This window comes from Burkholderia sp. LA-2-3-30-S1-D2 (assembly GCF_001523915.2).
In the GTDB taxonomy this organism is placed as follows: domain Bacteria; phylum Pseudomonadota; class Gammaproteobacteria; order Burkholderiales; family Burkholderiaceae; genus Burkholderia; species Burkholderia diffusa.
This window is the reverse complement of the sequence record NZ_CP013384.1, coordinates 653,871-678,428: the sequence shown is the minus strand read 5'-3', so window position 1 is coordinate 678,428 and position 24,558 is coordinate 653,871. Positions and strand designations below refer to the sequence as shown.

General features: G+C 67.2%; 23 protein-coding genes and 1 tRNA gene. 13 read left to right on the top strand and 11 right to left on the bottom strand.

Annotation, left to right across the window (positions count from 1 at the left end; translation table 11 throughout):
- Positions 1-49: 49 nt before the first annotated feature.
- The 3 genes from WS66_RS15770 to recA form a co-directional block, all read right to left on the bottom strand.
- Positions 50-658 (bottom strand): DUF2889 domain-containing protein, encoded by a 609-nt coding sequence (locus tag WS66_RS15770; protein WP_059528036.1) that lies wholly within the window; start codon positions 656-658, stop codon positions 50-52.
- A 146-nt stretch (positions 659-804) separates the two neighbouring features.
- Positions 805-1,674, bottom strand: coding sequence for a recombination regulator RecX (gene recX, locus WS66_RS15765; protein ID WP_059607553.1), 870 nt, complete (start codon positions 1,672-1,674; stop codon positions 805-807).
- Positions 1,674-2,747, bottom strand: a complete 1,074-nt coding sequence (gene recA / locus WS66_RS15760; protein WP_059607555.1) for a recombinase RecA — start codon at positions 2,745-2,747, stop codon at positions 1,674-1,676. The genes recX and recA overlap by 1 nt, the downstream gene beginning before the upstream one ends.
- Before the next feature lie 190 nt (positions 2,748-2,937).
- Between recA and WS66_RS15755 the strand changes: the two genes are divergently transcribed.
- The 4 genes from WS66_RS15755 (at position 2,938) to WS66_RS15740 (ending at position 7,321) form a co-directional block, all read left to right on the top strand.
- Positions 2,938-3,666 (top strand): response regulator transcription factor, encoded by a 729-nt coding sequence (locus WS66_RS15755; RefSeq protein WP_059607556.1) that lies wholly within the window; start codon positions 2,938-2,940, stop codon positions 3,664-3,666.
- A gap of 17 nt (positions 3,667-3,683) precedes the next feature.
- On the top strand, positions 3,684-5,237 hold the full coding sequence (locus WS66_RS15750; protein WP_059607557.1) for a sensor histidine kinase: 1,554 nt from the start codon (positions 3,684-3,686) through the stop codon (positions 5,235-5,237).
- A 222-nt stretch (positions 5,238-5,459) separates the two neighbouring features.
- On the top strand, positions 5,460-7,118 hold the full coding sequence (locus WS66_RS15745; protein ID WP_059607559.1) for an MFS transporter: 1,659 nt from the start codon (positions 5,460-5,462) through the stop codon (positions 7,116-7,118).
- Positions 7,119-7,244: 126 nt separating this feature from the next.
- A tRNA-Met gene (locus WS66_RS15740) sits at positions 7,245-7,321 on the top strand.
- 109 nt (positions 7,322-7,430) lie between these two features.
- On the opposite strand, the gene WS66_RS15735 is transcribed toward WS66_RS15740, so the two are convergent.
- Positions 7,431-8,402, bottom strand: a complete 972-nt coding sequence (locus tag WS66_RS15735; RefSeq protein WP_059607561.1) for a LysR family transcriptional regulator — start codon at positions 8,400-8,402, stop codon at positions 7,431-7,433.
- A 224-nt stretch (positions 8,403-8,626) separates the two neighbouring features.
- A complete protein-coding gene (locus WS66_RS15730) occupies positions 8,627-9,595 on the bottom strand; it encodes a GlxA family transcriptional regulator (protein ID WP_059607563.1) in 969 nt (322 codons plus the stop codon).
- Between the two features lie 116 nt (positions 9,596-9,711).
- Here WS66_RS15730 and WS66_RS15725 point away from each other — a divergent pair, with 116 nt between their 5' ends.
- Together WS66_RS15725 and WS66_RS15720 are read left to right on the top strand one after the other, a co-directional pair.
- Complete coding sequence (locus WS66_RS15725) at positions 9,712-10,395, top strand: DJ-1/PfpI family protein (RefSeq protein WP_059607566.1); 684 nt, start codon at positions 9,712-9,714, stop codon at positions 10,393-10,395.
- 91 nt (positions 10,396-10,486) lie between these two features.
- Positions 10,487-10,798, top strand: coding sequence for a cupin (locus WS66_RS15720; protein WP_059607568.1), 312 nt, complete (start codon positions 10,487-10,489; stop codon positions 10,796-10,798).
- Between the two features lie 9 nt (positions 10,799-10,807).
- On the opposite strand, the gene WS66_RS15715 is transcribed toward WS66_RS15720, so the two are convergent.
- The gene (locus WS66_RS15715) at positions 10,808-11,092 is read right to left on the bottom strand and encodes a PAAR domain-containing protein (RefSeq protein ID WP_059607570.1); all 285 of its coding nucleotides are present in this window, start codon (positions 11,090-11,092) and stop codon (positions 10,808-10,810) included.
- 192 nt (positions 11,093-11,284) lie between these two features.
- Between WS66_RS15715 and WS66_RS15710 the strand changes: the two genes are divergently transcribed.
- The gene (locus WS66_RS15710; RefSeq protein WP_059607573.1) at positions 11,285-11,467 is read left to right on the top strand and encodes a hypothetical protein; all 183 of its coding nucleotides are present in this window, start codon (positions 11,285-11,287) and stop codon (positions 11,465-11,467) included.
- An 8-nt stretch (positions 11,468-11,475) separates the two neighbouring features.
- Here the strand turns inward: WS66_RS15710 and WS66_RS15705 are convergent, their stop codons facing one another.
- Positions 11,476-11,868: an MAPEG family protein gene (locus WS66_RS15705; protein WP_059607575.1), complete on the bottom strand. Its 393-nt coding sequence runs from the start codon at positions 11,866-11,868 to the stop codon at positions 11,476-11,478.
- 395 nt (positions 11,869-12,263) lie between these two features.
- Between WS66_RS15705 and WS66_RS15700 the strand changes: the two genes are divergently transcribed.
- Together WS66_RS15700 and WS66_RS15695 are read left to right on the top strand one after the other, a co-directional pair.
- Positions 12,264-15,353 carry a biosynthetic peptidoglycan transglycosylase gene (locus WS66_RS15700; protein ID WP_059607577.1) on the top strand — a complete coding sequence of 1,030 codons (3,090 nt, stop codon included), beginning with the start codon at positions 12,264-12,266 and terminating at the stop codon, positions 15,351-15,353.
- Positions 15,354-15,492: 139 nt separating this feature from the next.
- Positions 15,493-15,738, top strand: a complete 246-nt coding sequence (locus WS66_RS15695; protein WP_059607579.1) for a DUF1272 domain-containing protein — start codon at positions 15,493-15,495, stop codon at positions 15,736-15,738.
- A 21-nt stretch (positions 15,739-15,759) separates the two neighbouring features.
- Here the strand turns inward: WS66_RS15695 and WS66_RS15690 are convergent, their stop codons facing one another.
- The gene (locus WS66_RS15690; protein ID WP_059607581.1) at positions 15,760-16,443 is read right to left on the bottom strand and encodes a FadR/GntR family transcriptional regulator; all 684 of its coding nucleotides are present in this window, start codon (positions 16,441-16,443) and stop codon (positions 15,760-15,762) included.
- A gap of 156 nt (positions 16,444-16,599) precedes the next feature.
- Here WS66_RS15690 and dgoD point away from each other — a divergent pair, with 156 nt between their 5' ends.
- On the top strand, positions 16,600-17,748 hold the full coding sequence (gene dgoD / locus WS66_RS15685) for a galactonate dehydratase (RefSeq protein WP_040144789.1): 1,149 nt from the start codon (positions 16,600-16,602) through the stop codon (positions 17,746-17,748).
- Positions 17,749-17,887: 139 nt separating this feature from the next.
- Here dgoD and WS66_RS15680 read toward each other — a convergent pair whose 3' ends face one another.
- A complete protein-coding gene (locus WS66_RS15680; protein WP_059607583.1) occupies positions 17,888-18,820 on the bottom strand; it encodes a CopD family protein in 933 nt (310 codons plus the stop codon).
- A 376-nt stretch (positions 18,821-19,196) separates the two neighbouring features.
- Here WS66_RS15680 and WS66_RS15675 point away from each other — a divergent pair, with 376 nt between their 5' ends.
- The 3 genes from WS66_RS15675 (at position 19,197) to WS66_RS15665 (ending at position 22,849) form a co-directional block, all read left to right on the top strand.
- Positions 19,197-19,961, top strand: a complete 765-nt coding sequence (locus WS66_RS15675) for a c-type cytochrome (RefSeq protein WP_059607585.1) — start codon at positions 19,197-19,199, stop codon at positions 19,959-19,961.
- 19 nt (positions 19,962-19,980) lie between these two features.
- Positions 19,981-21,279 (top strand): c-type cytochrome, encoded by a 1,299-nt coding sequence (locus WS66_RS15670; RefSeq protein ID WP_059607587.1) that lies wholly within the window; start codon positions 19,981-19,983, stop codon positions 21,277-21,279.
- Positions 21,280-21,406: 127 nt separating this feature from the next.
- Positions 21,407-22,849: a DEAD/DEAH box helicase gene (locus WS66_RS15665; protein WP_059607589.1), complete on the top strand. Its 1,443-nt coding sequence runs from the start codon at positions 21,407-21,409 to the stop codon at positions 22,847-22,849.
- On the opposite strand, the gene WS66_RS15660 is transcribed toward WS66_RS15665, so the two are convergent.
- Together WS66_RS15660 and WS66_RS15655 are read right to left on the bottom strand one after the other, a co-directional pair.
- On the bottom strand, positions 22,843-23,352 hold the full coding sequence (locus tag WS66_RS15660) for a hypothetical protein (protein WP_059607591.1): 510 nt from the start codon (positions 23,350-23,352) through the stop codon (positions 22,843-22,845). The genes WS66_RS15665 and WS66_RS15660 overlap by 7 nt on opposite strands.
- 71 nt (positions 23,353-23,423) lie before the next feature.
- Entirely contained in the window at positions 23,424-24,251 is an 828-nt protein-coding gene (locus tag WS66_RS15655) for a ferritin-like domain-containing protein (protein WP_059607742.1), read from the bottom strand.
- Positions 24,252-24,558: the final 307 nt, after the last annotated feature.

Genomic DNA, 24,558 nt, shown 5'->3' with positions numbered 1-24,558 from the left:
GAGAGTTGGATGAAATGTCGCTTAAGACGCTTCTTCGAATGATTTCCGTTCATTCCTTCGTGCTGCCCTCACCGGGCAAATCCGGCCGGTTCGTGCCATACCAGCGCGGGTAGTACTGCCGCACGACCTCGCCGTCGAACCGCAACGCCCGGCAGCGACCGAGCTGGAAAGGCGGTTCGGCGTGCTCGCCGTCATGGTCCGGTCCTTCGCCTCCCTCCTCGCGCACGTTCCACACGTCACCGGCGAACGCCTGGATCGCTGCCGTCGGCAGCACGGCACACAGTTCGGTGAGATGGGAACAGCCAGCGACGCCGGCGAGCAGCCGGTTCGCGTTGCGGCGGAAATTGCGGAAGAGATTGAGCCCGATGAGGGCCCGATAGGCGGGAGGGGCGGATTGACAGTGACCGGGATAGGGAACCCACTCCGAAGACGCTTCGGCGTCGACGACGTTGAGGTCACGATCGATAGTCACGCGCAGCCAGAGTTCGTGGATCGGCAGGCCTTGGGGCCGGATGCCCGACGCAAGCGCGACATCGCGCGGCTTGTGGTCGGTCAGGCAGGCTTCGATGTCCCACAAGCCGTCGCCGCGCTCGTAGGCTTCCGCTCGGATTGCGCGTCGATGTCGCAACTGACGGGGCACGGGCTCGGATAGCGGCATGCTGGAGGTTGAGGCCGAAGAGGAAAACCCGTGGATTTTAGCATATCGGGTATTTGAGGCATCCGGCCGCGACGGCGGGTATTCCCGCCTGTCCGGAAACGGTTGCATTGCAGCAAAATCGCGCGCAGCGCGCGCGACCGGACCGGTCAGTCGTCGATCGAGAAATCGTCGCCGACCTTCAGCAACTTCACGATGGTCGAGCTCGAGAAGCCGCGCGCGGCAAGGAAGCGCGCCTGCTTCGCGCGCTCGGCGGGCGTTTGCGGCAGTGCACCGAATTTCTTGCGCCAGACGGCCTGCGCGCGTGCCCACTCGGTCTCGCGCAACTGTGCGTTCACTTCCTCGACGAGACTGTCGCCAACCGCATGACGCTTCAGTTCGCTGACGATGCGCGCGACGCCGACGCGCGATGCGCGGCGATGCACGAGGCTCTCGGCAAAGCGTGCGTCGGACAGCCAGCCTTCCTTTTCCAGTGCATCGAGCACCGGCTCGACGGATTCGTCCTCACCGACGTACGGCGCGAGCTTGCGCGCGAGTTCGGCCCGGCTGTACTCGCGCCGGGACAAATAGCCGAGCGCGCGGCCCTTCAGCGAACGCGGCGGTTTCGACGACTTGCGCTCGGTGGCACCGGATTCGTCGCCGGAAGCAGCGTCGGCTGAACCGCTGGACGCACGGCGCGTGCGACGCGGATGCTGGCTGCTGCGCGTATACACATCTTCCTTGACCGACGCAGACACATCAGCCGCGCGCTCGCCCGGAAAGTTGACACCGGACACGCGACGGCGCGACCGGTCGTGCGCGTCGAACGATTCGTCGTCGTCGAACGGATCGACCGGCACGGTCATCTCAAACGAAACGAGGGCATCCTCGGATGCCCTCGTCGCGGTGCGGCTCGCGGCATGACTGCCCGCGCTCCGCCGGTTGGCCCCCGAGGATTCGGCTTGCCGGCCGGAGCGACCCGCCGTGTCGGACGCGTCGCTCGGTTCCGGTTCGCCAGCCTGACCTCGGCGCCCGACCATCACTCTTCTTCGTCCATTGCCTCGGCTTCGTCGACCCTTGCACCATCGGGCATGGCGGCAACGCCGAGCGATTCGCGAATGCGGTTTTCGATCTCGCGCGCGATTTCCGGATTCTCGCGCAGGAATTCACGCGCGTTGTCCTTGCCCTGGCCGATCTTCTCGCCGTTGTAGCTGTACCAGGCACCCGCCTTGTCGACGATCTTCGCCTGCACGCCGAGATCGATGATCTCGCCCTGACGCGAAATGCCTTCGCCGTACAGGATGTCGAAGATCGCTTCGCGGAACGGCGGCGACACCTTGTTCTTGACGACCTTCACGCGGGTTTCGTTGCCGATCACCTCGTCGTTCTTCTTGATCGAACCGATGCGGCGGATATCCAGACGCACCGACGAATAGAACTTGAGCGCGTTGCCGCCCGTCGTGGTTTCCGGGTTGCCGAACATCACGCCGATCTTCATCCGGATCTGGTTGATGAAGATCACGAGGCAGTTCGTGCGCTTGATCGTGCCCGTCAGCTTGCGCAGTGCCTGCGACATCAGGCGAGCCTGCAGGCCCGGCAGCGAATCGCCCATCTCGCCTTCGATTTCGGCCTTCGGCACGAGCGCCGCGACCGAGTCGATGACGATCATGTCGATCGAGCCCGAGCGCACCAGCGCGTCGGTGATTTCAAGCGCCTGCTCGCCGGTGTCCGGCTGCGAGATCAGCAGCTCCGGCACGTTCACGCCGAGCTTCGCTGCATATTGAACGTCGAGCGCGTGCTCGGCGTCGATGAAGGCTGCCGTGCCGCCCAGCTTCTGCAGTTCGGCGATGACCTGCAGCGTAAGCGTGGTCTTACCGGACGATTCCGGACCGTAGATCTCGACCACCCGGCCGCGCGGCAGACCGCCGACGCCGAGCGCGATATCGAGACCCAGCGAGCCCGTGGAGACGACCTGGATGTCTTCGGCCGCTTCGCCGTCGCCCATCCGCATGATCGACCCCTTGCCGAACTGCTTCTCGATCTGCGCGAGCGCGGCCGCCAGCGCCTTGCTCTTCTCGGCGGTCATCCCGGAGCCCTTCTTGCTATCTTCCATGAATCGTCCTTTGCTATGATGAGCAGCGTCTGTCAGAGGCGCGCCCGCTTTCAAGCGCTGCCCACGAATGCAGACACTGTATAAAAAAACAGTGTTTTATGCAAGCCCGCAATGCAGGCTGCGTTGTACACGGATAACTTCGGAGACAGCCGCGCCGGCGCGAACGCCCCGCCGGCCATCGGTCAGCAACATGCGAATTCTCATCGCCGAAGACGACAGCATACTCGCGGACGGCCTCACCCGGTCACTCCGCCAATCGGGCTATGCCGTCGACCACGTGAAGAGCGGCGTCGAGGCCGATACCGCGCTGTCGATGCAGTCCTTCGACCTGCTGATCCTCGATCTCGGGCTGCCCAAGATGTCCGGGCTCGACGTGCTCAAGCGCCTGCGCGCGCGCAATTCCAATCTCCCCGTGCTGATCCTGACCGCCGCCGACAGCGTCGACGAGCGCGTGAAGGGGCTCGACCTCGGCGCGGACGACTACATGGCCAAGCCGTTCGCGCTCAACGAGCTCGAGGCGCGCGTGCGCGCGCTGACCCGGCGCGGCGCGGGCGGCGGCCCGACCGTCGTGCGCCACGGCTCGCTCGCGTTCGACCAGGTCGGCCGCATCGCCTATGCGAACGACCGCGTGCTCGATCTGTCCGCGCGCGAGCTCGGGCTGCTCGAAGTGCTGCTGCAGCGCATCGGCCGGCTCGTGTCGAAGGAGCAGCTCGTCGACCATCTGTGCGAATGGGGCGAGGAAGTCAGCAACAACGCGATCGAAGTGTACGTGCACCGGCTGCGCAAGAAGATCGAGCCGAGCGGTGTGCGGATTTCCACCGTGCGCGGCCTCGGCTACTGCCTCGAGAAAGTCGCGCCCGCGGCGCCGGCCGACTCGGCCGCGCCCCAGTCCGCGGCGGCCGGCACGCCGCTGCGCTGACCCCGGCCGTCGCCGCGATGGCCACGCCGGCCCATTCCCGCCATCCGACCGGCGATCAGCCGTCCGCCGCCGACGTCGCCCGCGACGCGCGCTACGAGAACCCGTTCGCGCCGCCCGACGAAACCGACACGTCCGAGGCCGCGCGTCCGCGCTCGCTGTTCGGCGAAATCCTCGACTGGATGCTCGCGCCGCTCCTGCTGCTGTGGCCGATGAGCATCGCCGTCACCTATCTCGTCGCGAAGACGATCGCGAACGGCCCGTTCGACCGCGCGCTCGAGACCAACGCGTACGTGCTCGCGCGGCAGATCCATCCGGTCAATGGCGTCGCCGAGCTGACGCTGCCGCAGCAGACGCGCGACTTCCTGCGCGCGGACAACGTCGACAGCGTTTACTTCCAGGTGCTGGGCACGCGCGGCGAGCTGGTCGCGGGCGAGGCCGACATGCCGCTGCCGCGCGACGAGGACCGTCCGCCGCCGGGCGTCGTCGTATTTCGCGACGACCTGCTACGCGGCAACGACGTGCGCGTCGCGTATACGACCGTCGCGCTGCCCGAGTCGAACAGCGCGCAGCCCGTGCTCGTGCAGGTCGGCGAGACGCTCGACAAGCGCAACGCGCTCGCGAACGACATCATCAAGGGCGTGATCCTGCCGCAGTTCGTGATCCTGCCGCTCGCGATCCTGCTCGTCTGGTTCGGGCTGTCGCGAGGGCTCGCGCCGCTCAACGCGCTGCAGGCGCAGATCCGTGCACGGCGGCCCGACGACCTGTCGCCCGTCGAGGCGCAGCGCGCGCCGCCCGAGATCGAGCCGCTCGTCACGTCGTTCAACGACCTGCTCGCGCGTCTCGAACAGAGCATGGCGCTGCAGAAGCGCTTCATCGCCGACGCCGCGCACCAGATGAAGACGCCGCTCGCGGGGCTGCGCACCCAAGCAGAGTTCGCGTTGCGCCACCCCGTGCCGCCCGACGTGCAGCGTTCGCTCGAACAGATCGCGACGAGCTCCGAGCAGGCCGGGCGACTCGTCACGCAACTGCTCGCGCTCGCGCGCGCCGAGAACCGCGCGAGCGGGCTGACGTTCGAGCCGGTCGAGATCGCCGCGCTGGCACGCCGCACGGTGCGCGACTGGGTGCAGGCCGCGCTCGCGAAGCGCATGGACCTCGGCTACGAAGGTCCGGAGGACGACGCGCCGCTCGAGGTCGACGGCAATCCCGTGATGCTGCGCGAGATGCTCGGCAACCTGGTCGACAACGCAATCCGCTACACGCCCGAAGGCGGCCGCATCACCGTGCGCGTGCGGGCCGAGCGTGCGGCGCGACGCGTGCATCTCGAAGTCGAGGACACCGGGCCCGGCATCCCGGCCACGGAACGCGACCGCGTGGTCGAACGCTTCTACCGGATCCTCGGCCGCGAAGGCGACGGCAGCGGGCTCGGACTTGCGATCGTGCGCGAGATCGCCGCCCAGCACGGCGGCACGCTGACGCTCGACGATCACGTATACCAAAACGCACCTCGCCTCGCGGGCACGCTCGTGCGCATCAGCCTGCCGCTGTCGGACACCGCGCCGGACCAATCCTGATACGCGTGAGTCCGTACCGCGCCGCGATCGCGTCGAAACCCGCGCTTTACCACCCGATTGCGACGCGATCGGAACGCGAAACGACCGATTCGGCGCGGGTTAACGCGCAGTCGATTTGTGCACGCGAGTCAGTGCGCCGTAAGTTTCCGTGCCAATAATCGTCGACAGGCCCGCCCACCCAAGGCGGCCGCATATCTATATCAAGAGACTTGGAGACGATTCATGGCAACGTTAGGCGAGCAAATTTCGCACTCGCCGATGACGGGCGAAGAGAAGAAGGTGATCTTCGCGTCGTCGCTCGGCACCGTGTTCGAGTGGTACGACTTTTACCTGGCCGGATCACTCGCGGCCTACATCAGCAAGAGCTTCTTCTCCGGGGTCAATCCGACCGCCGCATTCATCTTCACGCTGCTCGGCTTCGCGGCGGGCTTCGCCGTGCGTCCGTTCGGCGCGATCGTGTTCGGCCGACTCGGCGACCTCGTCGGCCGCAAGCACACGTTCCTCGTGACGATCGTGATCATGGGCATCTCGACCTTCGTGGTCGGCTTCCTGCCCGGCTACACATCGATCGGCATCGCGGCGCCCGTGATCTTCATCGCGATGCGGCTGCTGCAGGGCCTCGCGCTCGGCGGCGAGTACGGCGGCGCGGCGACCTACGTCGCCGAGCATGCGCCGGCGAACCGTCGCGGCTTCTATACCGCGTGGATCCAGACGACCGCGACCCTCGGCCTGTTCCTGTCGCTGCTCGTGATCCTCGGCGTGCGCACGTTCATCGGCGAGGAAGCGTTCGGCAGCTGGGGCTGGCGCGTGCCGTTCGTCGCGTCGATCCTGCTGCTCGCGGTATCGGTGTGGATCCGGATGCAGCTGAACGAATCGCCGGTGTTCCTGCGCATCAAGGCGGAAGGCAAGACGTCGAAGGCGCCGCTGACCGAAGCGTTCGGCCAGTGGAAGAACCTGAAGATCGTGATCCTCGCGCTCATCGGCCTGACGGCCGGCCAGGCCGTCGTGTGGTACACCGGCCAGTTCTACGCACTGTTCTTCCTCACGCAGACGCTGAAGGTCGACGGTGCCAGCGCGAACATCCTGATCGCGATCGCACTCCTGATCGGCACACCGTTCTTCCTGTTCTTCGGTTCGCTGTCGGACAAGATCGGCCGCAAGCCCATCATCCTCGCGGGCTGCCTGATCGCGGCGCTCACCTACTTCCCGCTGTTCAAGGCGCTCACGCACTACGCGAACCCGCAGCTCGAACTCGCGACGCAGAAGGCGCCGATCACGGTCGTCGCCGATCCGGCCACCTGCTCGTTCCAGTTCAACCCGGTGGGCACGTCGAAGTTCACGAGCTCGTGCGACATCGCGAAGAGCGCGCTCGCCAAGGCCGGCCTGAACTACGAGAACGTCGCGGCTCCGGCCGGTACGCTGGCCGAAATCAAGGTCGGCGATACGGTGATCCAGACCTACGACGGCAAGGCGGCCGACACGAAGGCGCAGGGCGCGGCGTTCGACAAGACGCTCGCGTCAACGCTGAAGGCGGCCGGCTACCCGGCGAAGGCCGACCCGGCGCAGCTCAACTGGCCGATGACGATCGTGATCCTGACCATCCTCGTGATCTACGTGACGATGGTCTACGGCCCGATCGCCGCGATGCTGGTCGAGATGTTCCCGACGCGGATCCGCTACACGTCGATGTCGCTGCCCTATCACATCGGCAACGGCTGGTTCGGCGGCTTCCTGCCGGCGACCGCGTTCGCGATCGTCGCGGCGAAGGGCGACATCTACTCGGGGCTCTGGTATCCGATCGTGATCGCGCTGGCCACGTTCGTGATCGGCCTGCTGTTCGTCAAGGAGACGAAGGACTCGAACATCTACGCGCAGGATTGAGGTAGGTCGGGCGCGGGCGGCATCCCCGCCCGCAATCGGTGCCGGCGCCGGCCCCGGCACTTTTTTTCAGGAAAGTGAAAAAAGGTGTTGACAGCCCGGCGGTACATCTACATAATTCAAGTCTTCGGCGAATTAGCTCAGTCGGTTAGAGCGACGGAATCATAATCCGCAGGTCCGGGGTTCGAGTCCCTGATTCGCCACCAAATGCGAAAAGCCGCTGTTCCGAAAGGATCAGCGGCTTTTTTCATTGCATCATCCGGGCGTACGCGGATTCGCGCGTCGCCTGTCCGTCAGGCGCGCGCGTTCCACTCGTTACGCCACCACCGACCCGCGCTCCTCCATCGCCTCCGCCCCCACCCGCCCCCGCCAGTTCTCCCCGCCCTCCAGCGCCGGCGTCGACTCGAACAGCTCCGCGATCCAGTCCGCGAACACGCGCACCTTCTGCGACAGATGCCGGTTGTGCGGATACACGATCGAGATCGGCTTGGGCTTCGGATTGCAGTCGGGCAGCACCTCGACCAGCGAGCCGTCGCGCAGGTGCGGCAGCACCATGAACAGCGTCGGCTGGATCATCCCGAACCCTTCGAGCCCGCACGTCACGTACGCATCCGAATCGTTGACGGTGACGCTGCCGTTCATCCGCACCTCGACCGGCTTGCCCTCGATCATGAACACCCACGGAATCGCCCGTGCACCGTGGCTCGCGCGGAAATTCACCGCATGATGGTCGGCCAGGTCGGCGATCTCCTGAGGCTCGCCGCGACGCGCCAGATAGTCGGGCGACGCGCAGGTCACGCGCTTGAGCATCCCGATCCGCCGCGCGACCATCGACGAATCCTCGAGCGGCCCGACCCGGATCATGCAGTCGATGCCCTCCTCGACCGGATCCACGTAGCGGTCCGACAAGCCTAGGTCGAGCGTGATGTCCGGATAACGCTGCCGGAAGACCGACAGCGCCGGCAACACGACGCGCCGCCCGAGCGAACTCGGCATGTGGACGCGCAGCACGCCGCTCGGCTTGCGGTTGCCGGTCTGGAAACTCGCGTCGGCTTCCGCGATCTCCGAGATGATCTTCATGCAATGCTCGTAATACGCGGCGCCCTCCGGCGTCAGCGACAGCCGGCGCGTCGTCCGGTGCATCAGACGCACACCGAGCAGCGCTTCGAGATTCTGGATGATGGTCGTCACCGACGCGCGCGGCATCGCGAGCGTGTCGGCCGCGCGCGTGAAGCTGTTCGCGTCGACCACGCGGGTGAAAACTTCCATTGCCTGAATGCGGTCCATGCTGCGCCCCCTTCGAATCACCAACGGAACAGAATAGAGCGCGCAACCCGCGCGGCACAAGCCCCCGTCTATTGTTTGCCGCCTCCGAATAGTTACAGCGCTTCGGACTGGAAAGTGATACGGATTCGTGCAGTTCCAGACGTGGCGGCTCGGTCCCCGGTCGCCATGCGCGGCGCGTTCGCCGTTCGCCGTTCGCCGTTCGCCGTTCGCCGTTCGCCGGCACGTTACCGCACGAACCGCTCGCGATAGCCCTGCGGCGACACGCCGAGCACGCGCACGAAACTGCGCCGCAGCGTCTCTTCCGAGCCGAATCCGCACCGAGTGGCGATCCGCTTGACGGGCCACGCGGTTTCGCCGAGCAAACGCTGCGCGGCCTCGACGCGAATCTGCTCGACCGCGCGCGCGGGCGTGCGGCCGGTTTCCGCACGATAGTGACGCACGAAGCTGCGCTCGCTCATGCTGACGCGCCCGGCGAGCGCCGGCACCGACAGGTCGGCCGTCAGGTGCTCGGCGATCCATGCATGGAGTTCACCGAAGCGGTCGTCGGTACGCTGCATCGATAACATCGTGCTGAACTGCGCCTGTCCGCCCGGCCGCTTCAGGAACACGACGAGCTCGCGCGCGGCGTCGAGCGCGACCGCCCGCCCGAGATCCTCCTCGACCAGCGCGAGCGCGAGATCGATGCCGGCCGTCACGCCGGCCGACGTCCACAGCGCGCCTTCGCGGATGAAGATCGGATCGGGCTCGACACGCACGTTCGGATAGCGCGCCGAGAATTCGTCGCAGCGCGCCCAGTGCGTGACCGCGCGCCGCCCGTCGAGCAGGCCGGCCTCGGCGAGCAGGAACGCGCCGGTGCAGACCGATGCCACGCGTCGCGCGCGCTGCGCCTGCTGCCGGACCCACCGCACCATCCGCGCATCCTGCGAAGCGGCGTGCACGCCCTTGCCGCCGGCCACGATCAGCGTATCGGGCCGCCCGGCCGAGCGCAGCGAGTCGGCCATCACCACGAGGCCGGAAGACGTCTCGACCGGCCCCGCCTCCGCGGCGACGACACGTGGCGCGTACGGTGCGGGCCGCCCGCGCTCCTGCGCGAGTTCGTTGACGGATGCGAACACCTGCAGCGGCCCGGACACATCGAGCAACTGCGCTCGGGGGAACGCGAGGACGAGGATCGAGCGCGGAGCGGCAGGCATGGCGATTGGCTGAAAACGTGGGCGATATGGCAATTTCGCCAAACACTACGCGCCTAGAATCGATCTGTCCATCGTGCGCCGACCGTGGCGCATCCCCTTCCCTTCGGAGCGTTCGCATGACCCTGCATATCGGCCTTCTCGTGTTTCCGGGTGTCCAGCAACTCGATCTCACCGGCCCGCACGACGTGTTCGCGTCGTTGCCCGACGTGACAGTCCATCTGGTCTGGAAATCGCGCGACACCGTCGCGTCGAGCAGCGGCCTCGCGCTCGCGCCGACCTGCACGTTCGACGATTGCCCGCCGCTCGACGTGATCTGCGTGCCCGGCGGGATCGGCATCAACGACCTGCTGCTCGATGCCGAAACGATCGCGTTCGTGCAGCAGCGCGCGGCCGCCGCGCGCTACGTGACGTCGGTCTGCACGGGTGCGCTGCTGCTCGGCGTGGCCAGCCTGCTGCGCGGCCGCCGCGCGACGACGCACTGGGCATTTCATTCGCTGCTCGCGCCGCTCGGGGCGGTGCCCGTGCGCGAGCGCGTGGTGCGCGACGGCAACCTGATCACCGGCGGCGGCGTGACGGCCGGCATCGACTTCGCGTTGACGATCGCCGCCGAACTCGTCGGCGACGAAGAGGCGCAGTCGATCCAGCTGGCGCTCGAATACGCGCCCGCGGCGCCGTTCGATGCGGGCTCGCCGGATACCGCGCCGGCGTCGGTGCTGAAGCGCGTGACCGAGCGCTCGGCGGCAGGGCTGGAGAAGCGCAGGCAGACGATCGACGCGGCGTTGCGCGCGATGTCGCGCTGAAGACGGGCACACGAAAACCGAAGGGTGGGCGAGCCGCACGGCCACGCAGCCTGCCCGACCTCCGTAGCGCATTGACGGACCGGCCCTACCGATGAACATCATCCGCAGCACCACATTCACCGCGCAATGCCCGTGGGGCGCGCTGGACATCGCGAACCTGAACGGCATCACGGTCCGCCTGCACTGGACCGATCGGCCATACCATTGGCATGTGAACGACGGCGAGGAAGTTTTCGCGGTGCTCGACGGCCGCGTCGAGATGCGCTACCGCTCAGCAGGTATCGAGCACGCGACGGTGCTCGAAACGGGAGACGTATTTCACGCGACGATCGGCACCGAACACGTCGCACACCCGCTCGGCGAAGCGCGCATCCTCGTGATCGAGACCGAGGGCAGCGACTGACGGCGGGCCTCAGCCCGCGATGGTGCCCGTCCCCTGCGACGGGATCAGCTTCGGCTGCGGCGTGCACAGGCACTGGCACAGGTCGTGTTCGAGCGCGACGACCTTGCCCATCACGGTCATCGTCCGCTCGCCGCCGTCGGACACGATCACGCCCTGGGTCTTGCACGCGGCGCAGAACACCGGCGCGCCGAGATAGGCGAGTTCGCGGCCGTCGAACGACGAATTGGCGATTCCGTCGAGCACGACACCGCCATGGTCGGTCGTGTCGCCCTTCAGGATGAATTTGCGGCTCATGCTTCGGCTCTCCCTCGGAAACGCCGCGCAGCGCGGCGTCGGGCCGCGCGCGGGCAGTCGGTATCCGCCCGTCGGTCGCGGGCGTTTCGCGAGGATATCACCGCGCAGCCGATCGTCGAATGCACGTCGTTCAGCGCGGCGTTCGCACTGTCGCTATGCACCGACACCGTGTCGTGCGCGCCGAAGCACTTCATGGAAATCGACTGGATGCGCGAGCGGATGGTCACGATCGACGTGAAGGAGTCGATCCCGGCCTTGTCGGCCGGCGTGCTCACGCGGCGCAATGCGCCGAACACGATCGCGTGCGACTACCGGATTCACCGCTTCGTCGAAGCCGTGCGCCGGCACGATCGCACGAAGCGGCCATGGCGATAGCGACGCGCTCAAACGAACAACGCGACGCAAAGCGCGGCGCCGCACAGATACGTGCCGAGCGCGCCGATGAAACGCAGGGGGTTCGGCTTGCCCATCGTCGGCCACGCAAGCAGTCCGATCACGAGCAGACAGCGGCACGCGGTTGCCGCGACGATCAACGAGACGATCGCGCGCGACGGGTCGTGTGCGCCGAAATAGAGAAACAGCACCGCGAGAAACGGCGCGTATTCGGCCGTGTTGCCGTGCGCGCGCACGATCTTGTGCAACCCGTCGGTCGGGTCGGACGCACACCCGGAACCGGTGGTGTGCCGGAAGCGCGTAACGGACACGGTCAGGCCGAGCCCGAACAGCAGCAATCCCAGGATCGTCGTGCAAACGAGCGCGACGGGATGGATCGACATGCCCCCCCGGTGAGAGCGGTCACGCGCCGCACATCCGGCGATCGTACCTGCAACCGGTGCACCCGGCTATCGCGGAAACCCGTACCGTCTTCACGCACCGGCCACGGAGAGGATCGGACCCGAATTGCGATCGATACGGCGGCAATGCACAAACCCGGTGCGTGAACGGCCGGCGCGGCCTGCCGCCGTCGCGCGTGGCGTGCCAGCGGTGCGCGCAAACGTTACTCCACGGCGACACATGCCACCGCAACGCAACGCCGATGCCGCATGTCACGGGCATGTGCGTTGCGTCGACGCATCTCGGTATTGAACCGCCCTTGGCAGCCCGCTGCGGAGGACTACACTAATCCTTAATGAGGTGCGGCCGGAGCCTGCGCCTTCAGGGAGACGCCGCCATGAATCGGCCGCTGAATCATCGCATCCTGCCGCGTGTGACCGGGAGTGCCTCGGTCTGGACGTGGATCAAGTGGTCCTTGCTGGCCGCGCTGGTGATCGCGATCGCGATCACCGCGCGACTCGTGATGACCGAGATCGAGACGTCGCGCCTGCAGGCGCACTACCTGTCCGAGCTCACCCGAGACGTCGGCTACACCGTCGAGGCCGGCGCAAGCGACCACATCCGCTTCCCCGCCAACGGGCCGTACGACCAGCGCCTCGGCTACTCGATGATTCCCGCGTTCCAGCAGCACCTGCTCGCGCGCGGCTTCGTCGTCGGCAAGCAGGCGCGCGATTCGCAACGCATGCTGTCGCTCGCCGATCACGGCCTGTTCCTGCCTTACGAAGAGAAAGACCAGGCCGGGCTGACGCTGTTCGATTCGACCGGCGCGCCGCTGTTCGCGACCGTGTTCCCGCAGCGCGTCTACGCCGACTTCGACACGGTGCCGCGCGTGATCGCGGATTCGCTGCTGTTCATCGAGGATCGCTACCTGCTCGACGCGAACCAGCCGAACCGCAACCCGGCGATCGACTGGGGACGCTTCAGCCGCGCGCTCGCCGACCAGGCGATGCATGTCGTCAACCATCACCAGGCGCGTCCGGGCGGCAGCACGCTCGCGACGCAGATCGAGAAGTTCCGCCATTCGCCCGACGGCCGCACTGCGACGCCGCCGGAGAAGCTGCGACAGATCGCGTCCGCGTCGGTCCTCGCGTACCTGAACGGTCCGCAGACGATGCTCGCGCGGCGCGCGATCCTGGTGCGCTACCTGAACTCGGTGCCGCTCGCCGCGCGGCCGCACGTCGGTGAAATCACCGGCATCGGCGACGGTCTCGCCGCGTGGTACGGCCGCGATTTCAACGACGTGAACCGGATTCTGTCCGCGCCGACGAGCGGCGACAACGTCGACGAACAGGGCAAGACGTTCCGCGAGGTGCTGTCGCTGATCATCGCGCAGCGCGCGCCATCGTACTTCCTGAATCGCGGCTATCCGGCGCTGCAGAAGCTGACCGACAGCTATCTGCGGCTCCTGTCGAACGGCGGCGTGATCTCGCCCGCGCTGCGCGATGCGGCGCTCGCCGCGCAGATCGAGCGCAGCGCGCCGCCGGCCGCCGCGCACGTGCAGTCGTTCGTGTCGCGCAAGGCCATCTCGTCCGCGCGCGCGTCGCTGCTGTCGGCACTGGGGATCAGCGACCTGTACCAGCTCGACCAGCTCGACCTCGAAGCAACCAGCACGCTCGACAACGGCGTGCAGCAGGCGGTCGCCGAACGGCTCGCGCAGGCGTCGACCCGCGACGGCGCGCAGGCCGCCGGCCTGTACGGCTTCGAGATGCTCGCCCCGAAGGACGACCCGTCGCACCTCACGTACAGCTTCACGCTGTACGAGCACCGCAACGGCGCGAACATGCTGCGCGTGCAGACCGATAGCGTGAACCAGCCGTTCGACGTGAACCGCGGCGGCCGCATCAACCTCGGCTCGACCGCGAAGCTGCGCACGCTGATCACCTACCTGCAGATCGTCTCCGACCTGCATGCGCGCTACGGCGACCTGTCGAACGCGCAACTCGCGAAGGTGAAGCCCGACCCGATCGACGGGCTGTCGCGCTGGGTGCTCGATTACCTGTCGCATACGCGCGATCGCTCGCTGCAGGCGATGCTCGACGCGGCGGTCGAGCGCAAGTACTCGGCGAGCCCCGACGTGTTCTACACGGGAGGCGGCGCGCAGGTGTTCTCGAACTTCGAGAAGTCGGACAACGGCCGCATCCTGACGCTGCATGCTGCGTTCGAACACTCGGTCAACCTCGTGTTCGTGCGGCTGATGCGCGACATCGTCCATTACGAGATGCTGCAGGCAGCCGGCCCGTCGTCGTCGTGGCTCGGCGATCCGGAGCAGCGCAAGCATTACCTCGAGCAGTTCGTCGACGCCGAAAGCAAGGTCTACGTGAAGCGCTACTACACGCGCTATGCGGGCAAGGCGCCCGACGACGCGCTCGCGCTGATGCTGCAGGACGTGCGCAAGTCGCCGCCGAAGATCGCGACGGTGCTGCGCAGCGTCGCGCCGAACGAATCGCTCGCGTGGTTCAGCGCGCAGATGCGCGCGCATCTGAAGGGCACGCCGGCCGCGACGCTTTCGGACGACGATCTCGCCGCGCTCTACGCGAAGTACGCGATCGAGCGGTTCAACCTCAACGATCGCGGCTATATCGCGAGCGTCCACCCGCTCGCGCTGTGGACGCTCAACTATCTGCGCGCGCACCCGAACGCGCCGCTCGGCGAAGTTCAGCGCGAAAGCCGCGATGCGCGCTTCTACACGTACTCGTGGCTGTACAAGACGCGCTACCACGCGACCCAGGACCGGCGCATTCGCCACATGGTCGAGCTGCGCGCGTACGGGGAGATCACGAAAGCGTGGCGTGCGCTCGGCTACCCGTTCGCGGAAGTCACGCCGTCATACGCGGCCGCGATCGGGGCATCGGGCGACCAGCCCGACGCGCTCGCGAAACTGATCGGCCTGATCGCGAACGGCGGCCAGAAAGCGCCGACCGAGACGATCACGCGCCTCGACTTCGCGAAGGGCACGCCGTACGAAACGCGCTTCGTGCGCGCGGCCGCGCAGCCGCAGCCGATGCTGTCACCGGAGATCGTCAACGTGGCGCGCACGCTGCTGCGCGACGTCGTGCTCAACGGCACCGCGCGGCGTCTGGCGGGCGGCTTCACGCTGCCCGACGGCAAGACGCTCCAGGTGTACGGCAAGACCGGGACGGGCGATCAGCGCTTCAACGTCTACGCGCGCGGCGCGCGGCTGATCGAGTCGCGCAAGGTCAATCGCAGCGGCACGTTCGTGTTCATGCTCGGCGACCGCTTCTTCGGTGTGCTGACGGCGACCGCGCACGAGCCGTACGCTGCACGCTACGACTTCACGAGCGCAATGGCCGTGCAGTTGCTGAAGTCGATGGCGCCGGCGCTCGCGCCGCTGATCGAGCGTCCTGTCACGGCCGGCACGCGCACGACGGGCCCGGCGCCGCAGGCCGCGCCGGTCGAGCCGTCCTGACGGCGGCGCGCGCGTCGGCAACGTCCTGACCGGAGACCATTGGCGGGGCCGATTCAAGCGCGTACAGTAGCGCGCACCGCGTCGCGCGCATTGTGCGACAGCGCCCGCCCCACCCACGCCGACCACGAGGAAAACCGCCATGCTCGAACTGCGCCCCGGCTGCGAATGCTGCGACAAGGACCTGCCGCCCGATTCGCCGGACGCACGCATTTGCACCTTCGAATGCACGTTCTGCGCGACCTGCGCGGACGACGTGCTGAAGGGCTGCTGCCCGAACTGCGGCGGCGATCTGGTGGTGCGGCCGCGCCGCCCGGCGAGCCTGCTCGCGAAATATCCGGCGTCGACGCAACGCGTGCTGAAACCTGGCGGCTGCGCGAACCACTGAAGGCCCGCACCGCCCTCCCCGTCAAGACATCTCGATCCGCGCGCGCGTCACCGCGAGCAGCGACGCCATCGCGCGGCGCGCGCCGTCCTCGTCGCGCACGCGAATCGCGTCGCTGACGGCCACGTGCTCCGCGAGCGACGCGTTGAACACATGCGCCCGGCGCGCGTTCAGATGCAGCTGTGCCTCGAGCGTCCGATCGATCAGTGCGCCGAGCGGCACCAGCAGCTCGTTGCCGCCGGCCTCCAGCACGCTCAGGTGAAAGCGCAGGTCCGCGCGCACCCATTCGTCTATGTTGCGGGCGGCGGCCATCGCGCGCACCGCGTCCTCGATCGCGTCAAAGGCGCCCGGCCCGTGCGCGCGCGCGGCCAGCGCGGCCGCGTGCGGCTCGATCATCTCGCGCATCTCCTGCAGCTTCAGCGCGAACGCGAGCGGCGGCGCGACGCGCGCGTACCAGTCGAGCAAGTCGGCGTCGAGCAGGTTCCATGCGCGGCGCGGCCGCACGCGCGTGCCGACCTTCGGCCGCGATTCGACCAGCCCCTTCGACGTCAGCGTGCGCAGCGCCTCGCGCATCACCGTACGGCTTACACCGAACATCTCCATCAGGTCCGGCTCCCGCGGCAGCAGCGACTCGGGCGGATAGTCGCCGCGCAGGATCGCCGTCGCCAGCCGGAAGGCCGTCTGTCCATGCAGGTCGCGTTGAATGATCGTTCTCCGGTGGCCAGGTGCGCGGGCGGCAGCCCACTATCTGCACAATAGTGCTATTAATACTATTTTTTATCGGGCTACGCTAGGATAACCGTCACGCATTCGACCGGCGCCGCATCCGCATGTCCGCGCCGGTCAACCCTGGAGACTCGCGACATGAAAATCACCCGCCTCGAAACCTTCGTCGTCCCGCCGCGCTGGCTGTTCCTCAAGATCGAAACCGACGAAGGGATCGTCGGCTGGGGCGAACCGGTCGTCGAGGGCCGCGCGCACACGGTCGAAGCCGCCGTGCACGAACTCGCCGACTATCTGGTCGGCAAGGATCCGCTGCTGATCGAGGATCACTGGCAGGTGATGTACCGCGCCGGCTTCTACCGCGGCGGCCCGATCACGATGAGCGCGATCGCGGGTGTCGACCAGGCGTTGTGGGACATCAAGGGCAAGCATCACGGCGTGCCCGTGCACGCGCTGCTCGGCGGCCAGGTGCGCGACCGCATCAAGGTGTATTCGTGGATCGGCGGCGACCGACCGAGCGACGTCGCGAACAACGCGCGCGCGGTGGTCGAGCGCGGCTTCAAGGCCGTGAAGATGAACGGCTCCGAGGAGTTGCAGATTGTCGACACGTACGACAAGGTCGAGCAGGTGATCGCGAACGTCGCGGCGGTGCGCGACGCGGTCGGCCCGCACGTCGGGATCGGCGTCGACTTCCACGGCCGCGTGCACAAGCCGATGGCGAAGGTGCTGGCGAAGGAGCTCGATCCGTACAAGCTGATGTTCATCGAGGAGCCGGTGCTGTCGGAAAACGCCGAGGCGCTGCGCGACATCGTCAACCAGACCAACACGCCTATCGCGCTCGGCGAGCGGCTCTACTCGCGCTGGGATTTCAAGCACATCCTCGCGGGCGGCTACGTCGACATCATCCAGCCCGATGCCTCGCACGCGGGTGGCATCACCGAGTGCCGCAAGATCGCGACGCTCGCGGAAAGCTACGACGTCGCGCTCGCGCTGCACTGCCCGCTCGGCCCGATCGCGCTGGCCGCGTGCCTGCAGCTCGATGCAGTCAGCTACAACGCGTTCATCCAGGAACAGAGCCTCGGCATCCACTACAACCAGGGCAACGACCTGCTCGACTACCTGCGCAACCCCGAGGTATTCCGCTACGAAGACGGCTTCGTCGCGATCCCGCAGGGCCCGGGGCTCGGCATCGACGTCAATGAGGAGAAAGTGCGCGAGATGGCGAAGACGGGACATCGCTGGCGCAACCCGGTGTGGCGTCACGCGGACGGCAGCGTCGCCGAGTGGTGATGAGGGCGTGAGATGAGGTGCGTTGCGCGGCGCGCATGCCGCGCACGGCTTCGAGACGGCCGCCCGACAGGCGGCCGTTTGTGCATCTAAAGCACGGCGACGCGCGGGCATTCGGCCCGGCACCGCGCCGCCCCGGCCGTCAGCCGAGCGCCGCGAACCCCGGCACGCTGAACGACAGCACGGCGGCCGCGACGAATACGCCGACCATCGTCAGCGCCTCGAGATGCAGGATGTTGCGGAACGTGTGCGCGTCTTCGGTCGACGCGGTACGGCGCAGGCGCGGCAGCGCGGAGAAGCGGTTCAACCCGCCGAGCACGAGCGCGAGCGCGACGAGCAGCAGCTTGAGCAACAGCACGCGCCCCCACGTGCTGCCGTCGAGCGGCGCGAGCGAGCCGCCGAGCCCGCGCAGCGCGTTGAGCACGCCCGTGCCGAGCACGAACACGACCGCGATCGCCGACGTGCGCGACAGTTGCTGGCCGATCCGGATCAGCGCGCCGCGCGCGACCGACGAGCCGAGCACCGGCAGCACCGCGAGCCCACCCGCGAGCACGAGGCCGCCCCACACCGCGGTGGCGAGCAGGTGCAGCGTCTGCACGCCGACCGCCGCGGACAGCGGGCCGGTATCGGCCGCATGGCCGAGCGACGCCTTGCCTGCCGCGACCACGATCACCGCGAACCACAGCACCGCGTGCGCGACCGGGCCCTCCGGCTTCGCCAGCGCGACGATCGCGAGCACGACGGCGCCGGCGAACGCGACGCTCCATGCGAAGCCCGTGTGCGTCTGCGCGAGCATGACGGGAATCGCGGCGAACGCGCCGCCGAGCCCCGCGCCGCTCATCGACGCGGCTTCGTACACCAGCCAGCCGAGATCGGCGAGCACGAGCGCCAGCGCCGCCGCGACCAGCGAATGTTGCGCGCGCAGCCACGCGGGATGCGACGGCGCGACGACCGGGCGCGCGCCGTCCTTGCCGAGCCACGCCTTGAGCAGCGCCGAGCCGACGGCCATCGCGAACGTCGCGTCCATCAATGCCGCCAACGCGACCTGCCCGATCCACAAGCTGTCGATCCTCATCGCGCACGCCCTCCCGGGAACGGCCGGCCTGCGGTGCGGCGGCAAATGGAACGACAGCGGGAAGACGGCAACGGCATGGTAGGGAACGTCATCGATGAATCCGGAAACGGGAGAAATGACTGGGTCTGCGGCGAAGGCGGCGCCGCGCGACCCGCGAGTGTAGGTCTTCGATGGTCAAAGCGCACGCCGGTTCACACAACCCGCGCACAAAGCGCGTCAAATTGTCGCAAGTCGCAATCAGGCAGGAACCGATGTCCTTTTGCCAAATAGCCGTCATTACCCATCGATGATAGAATGCCGCGTCGCAGCAGCCCGGCTGTCCTGCCGTCCATGCGCCGAGCCGATCGTAGCCCGGACAGGTCCCCGACGAATAAACATGGAGTCTCGTGTGTCTTCAAGACGCCTCTTCCGTCCGTTGCTTGCCGTTCTCCTGATCGGTGGCGCGGGCCTTACGAGCGCTGCTCAAGCGCAGACCAAGCCCACGGAGCAAGCGCACGCCCAGCAGGCGCCGCTCAAGGCACCCGATACCATGGCCGAGCGTGTGCGCGGCTGTACCGCATGCCATGGCGTTCACGGCCAGGGTACGGACAACGACTATTTCCCGCGGCTTGCCGGCAAGCCGGCGGAGTACCTGTACAACCAGCTCGTCAACTTCCGTGATGGCCGGCGCAAGTACCCGCCGATGAACTATCTGCTGACGTACCTGAACGACGATTACCTGAAAGAAATCGCCGAGCACTTCTCGGCCGAGCGCCCGCCGTACCCGGCGCCGGCCAAGCCGACGCTGCCGGCTGCCACGCTCGCGCGCGGCAAACAGCTCGTCACGCAAGGCGATCCGTCGCGCAAGCTGCCGGCCTGCGTGGCCTGCCACGGCGCGGGCCTGACCGGCATGCGGCCGGCGATCCCGGGCCTCGTCGGCCTGCACGCCGATTACCTGAGCGCACAGCTCGGCGCATGGCGCTCGGGCAACCGCCACGCGAAGGCACCGGATTGCATGCACGAAATCGCGTCGAAGCTGTCGGACGAAGACGTGACGGCCGTGACCGCATGGCTCGCCGCGCAACCAGCGCCCGCCAACCCCGTGCCGGCCCCGGCGCGTTCGATGAAGACTCCGCTCGCCTGCGGCAGCGAACCGCAATAAGGCAAGGGAGACAGACACAATGAAACGCAAGTCCCTGTTTGCACTCTCGGCCGTCGCGATCGTCGCGGCTGCCGCCCTCGTGCCGGCCCTGTGGCCGGGCAACGACACGCTGCACGGCAACGCTGCCGTCGCGGCCACGCCGGCCGACCAGGCCGCGCTGATCAAGAAGGGCGAATACCTCGCGCGCGTCGGCGACTGTATCGCGTGCCACACCGTGCGCGGCGGCAAGTCGTTCGCGGGCGGCCTGCCGATGGCGACGCCGTTCGGCACGATGTACACGCCGAACATCACGCCGGACGACAAGGACGGTATCGGCAAGTGGACGTCGGACGACTTCTACCGCGCGATGCACACCGGCCGTTCGAAGGACGGCAGCCTGCTCTACCCGGGCTTCCCGTTCGCGAGCTACACGAAGGTCACGCGCGCCGACTCGGACGCGATCTACGCGTACCTGCGCTCGGTCCCGCCGGTCTCGGTGCCGAGCCGTCCGCATGAACTGAAGTTCCCGTTCAACAACCGCAACCTGCTGATCGGCTGGCGCACGCTGTTCTTCAAGGAAGGCGAATACAAGCCGGATCCGACCAAGTCGGTCGAATGGAACCGCGGCGCGTACCTCGTCGAAGGCCTCGGCCACTGCTCGATGTGCCACACGTCGATCAACATGATGGGCGGCCCGGTGAGCTCGGCGGCCTTCGCGGGCGGTCTGATCCCGCTGCAGAACTGGTATGCGCCGTCGCTGACCAACGACAAGGAACTCGGCCTCGGCGACTGGCACGTGCAGGAGCTGTCGGACCTGCTGCAGGCCGGCGTGTCGAACAAGGGCGCGGTGTTCGGCCCGATGGCCGACGTCGTTCACAACAGCCTGCAGTACATGAGCGACGAAGATACGCGCGCGATGTCGACGTACCTGAAGTCGATCCCGCAGAAGGCTGAAGCGCCGAAGAACATGCAGTACGAGCCGTCGAAGCAATTCGGCAACGCGCTGTTCGACCAGGGCAAGAAGATCTACGCGGACAACTGCGCGACCTGCCACGCCGAAACCGGTGCGGGCAAGCCGCCGGCGTATCCGCCGCTCGCGGGCAACCATTCGATCGTGATGGAATCGGCAGTCAACCCGATCCGCATGGTGCTGAATGGCGGCTATCCGCCGAGCACGTTCAAGAATCCGCGTCCGTACGGCATGCCGCCGTTCGCGCAGTCGCTGTCGAACCAGGAAGTCGCAGCCGTTGTAACGTATATCCGGATGTCCTGGGGCAACAACGGTACGCCGATCTCGCCGCAACAGGTGAGTGACCTGCGTTCCGCGCCGCTTGACTAAATAACGCGTGACGCAAACGGGGCGCGGCTGCGGGAAACCGCAGCCGCGCCCCTTTGCTTTTTGCGACGCCAGTCCCCGCGCGGGCCGCGCGAGGCGTCGCCGATCATAAAACTCAAGAGTGGTATCTATGTCTTTCGAATCTCTCGGCCTGGCCGAACCGCTCGTCAGGGCAGTCAACGAGCTCGGCTACACGTCGCCGACTCCCATCCAGCAGCAGGCGATCCCGGCCGTCCTCGGCGGCGGCGACCTGCTCGCCGGCGCACAGACCGGCACAGGCAAGACCGCCGGTTTCACGCTGCCGATCCTGCAGCGCCTGCACACGTTCTACGCCGAGCATCGCGGCGCGAAGCGCGCGGTGCGTGCGCTGATCCTCACACCGACGCGCGAACTCGCCGCCCAGGTCGAGGAAAGCGTGCGCGCGTACAGCAAGTACCTGAAGCTGCGCTCGACCGTGATGTTCGGCGGCGTCAGCATCAATCCTCAGATCGATGCGCTCAAGCGCGGCGTCGACATCGTCGTCGCGACGCCGGGCCGTCTGCTCGACCACATGCAGCAGAAGACGATCGACCTGTCGGATCTCGACATCCTCGTGCTCGACGAAGCCGACCGGATGCTCGACATGGGCTTCATCCACGACATCAAGCGCGTGCTCGCGAAGCTGCCGCCGCAACGCCAGAACCTGCTGTTCTCGGCCACCTTCTCCGACGAGATCAAGTCGCTCGCCGACAGCCTGCTCGATTCGCCGGCACTGATCGAGGTCGCGCGCCGCAATACCACCGCCGAAAGCATCGCGCAGAAGATCCACCCGGTCGACCGCGATCGCAAGCGCGAGTTGCTCACGCACCTGATCCGCGAACACAACTGGTTCCAGGTGCTCGTGTTCACGCGCACCAAGCATGGTGCGAACCGGCTCGCGGAACAGCTGACGAAGGACGGCATCAGCGCGATGGCGATCCACGGCAACAAGAGCCAGTCGGCCCGCACGCGCGCGCTTGCGGAATTCAAGAACAGCACGCTGCAGGTGCTGGTCGCGACCGACATCGCCGCACGCGGGATCGACATCGACCAGCTGCCGCACGTCGTCAACTTCGACCTGCCGAACGTGCCGGAAGATTACGTGCACCGGATCGGCCGCACGGGCCGCGCGGGCGCGACGGGCGAAGCCGTGTCGCTCGTATGCGTCGACGAGAAGCAGCTGCTGCGCGACATCGAGCGGCTGATCAAGCGCGAGATTCCGCAGGAGGTGATCGCGGGCTTCGAACCCGATCCGAACGTGAAGCCGGAGCCGATCCAGCAACGCCGCGGACAGCAGCAGCCGCGCGGCGGTGGTGGTGGCGGCGGCAATCGCCAGCCGCGTGCAGGCGGCTCCGGCCAGCCGGCCGCGAAGCGCGAAGGCAATGCGCAGCCGAAGGCCGCGAAGGCGGCCAAGCCGCGCACGGCCGGCAGCGCGAGCGGCAACGCCGGCGCCGGCGGTCGCCCGTCAGGCGGCAACGGCGCGCGTCCGGCGACCGGCAATGCCGCGCACGCGAACCGCAACCGTTCGTCGCGCAGCGGCCAGCGCGGTCACTGAAGCCGCGCGGCCGCGCGCCGCAGGTGCTCGACCTGGCGCTGCCAGCGCGCGAGCACCTCGGCGCGCGCCTCCCCTTCCAGCGCGAACGTGATACCCGTCGCGAGACGCGCATAGCCGACCCGCTGCGCATCGCCATGCGCGATCGTCGCGGCGAACCCGGCCAGCCCGCCGAAGTCTCCTTCGAGCGGCTCGATCCTCAGTTGTGCCTGAAAGAATGCGCCGTCCGCGACGAGCGTCAACGCGGCCGCGCGCCGTTGCGCCAGCGCGTGCGCCGCGCGCGATTGCGGCCATAGCGCAAGCAGCAGCGTGCGCGCGTCGCGTGCATGAATCTCGCCGACGCTGAGCAGCGTCGTGCGCAACTGGCCATCGTCGGTCGCGACGATCAGCGATGCGGCGAAGTCGGCATGGCGTTCGAGCGCGGTGCCGTCGAACAGCGCAACGACGGCCGGCGGCCACGCGTCGAACGTCCATTGTTCGAGCGCGTGGCGATGGGTATCGGTCATGATGGCGGCCCCGGTGAGAAGCAGACGATGATGCCGAAGCATACGCGCGCCGCCGGACCGCGCGGTGACACTCAGCGCATGAACACGTGCCGCGTGATCTTCGTCAGCGGATAGTGGACACTCGGCTGGATCCTCGCGGGCAGGTCGAGCGGCTTGAGCAGCATCTTCACGCACATGTCGGCCGACAGGTTGCGACGCACGAGCGAGCTGATGCGCGCAACGCGCTCGCGGTTGTATTGATTGTCGCCGACACGATCCGGGTAGCGGATCGCGAATACGTGGCGCAGCGCGATCTCGGAATCCTCGTTCTTGATTTCCATCACACGGCGCATCAGCGCGCCGAGCACCGCGAGCCGGCCGTTGCCTTCGAGCTTGTTGTACTTCTTGAAGAACTTGAAGAAGTGCTTGTAGTGACGCACTTCGTCCGTGCGGATGTTGTCGGTGATTTCCTTCAGCACCGGCTCGTCCGAGCATTCGTTGATCGCGCGATAGAGCGTGGCCGTGCCCGTCTCGACAACGCAGCGCGCGACCATCTCGAGCGCACGGGTCTTCTCGAACGCGTCGACCGAGCAGGTCTTCGAATACTCGGCGAAGAAATTCGCGAAAGCGGTATCCCAGTCGAACTCGGGCCACACGTGCGCGATGTACGCCTTCAGCGCGCGCCCGTGCTGCAGTTCCTCGTGCTCCCACGCATCGTTGAGCCACGCGGACACTTCCGGATCGTCGTTGAAGAACTCGCTCAGGTTGCTCGTGTAGAGATCCGAGCCGCTTTCGATGAACGACGACGCGCACAGCAACAGCAGCAGATCCTCATTCGCGGCGGCGCGCTGACGATCGATCCGGTTCAGGTCGATGTCCTCGATACGCCACGGCATGACATGCGTCGTTTCAGTAGGCATGGTGGTGCGCTCCCAGTCGTCGCGCGGCCGGCCGGCCCCGATCTTCGGCACAGGCCCGGCGCGCCCGCAGGCGACGTTTTGCTTGCATTTTTAGTGAGTTGGTCCGGCCGAACCATCCTGGCATCTTAGCCGGACTTTTATGTTCGTGCTTCAAAGCACTGACCATACCCGACGGGCGCAGTTCCGCCGCGCATGCTGCGGTTCGTTAGATGAGTTGTTCGAACCGGGTGCGCGCGTTCGATGCGATGCGCTGCGTCAAGCAAAACGGGCGGCCATCCGGCCGCCCGTCGAGCGCAAGACCGGAAGC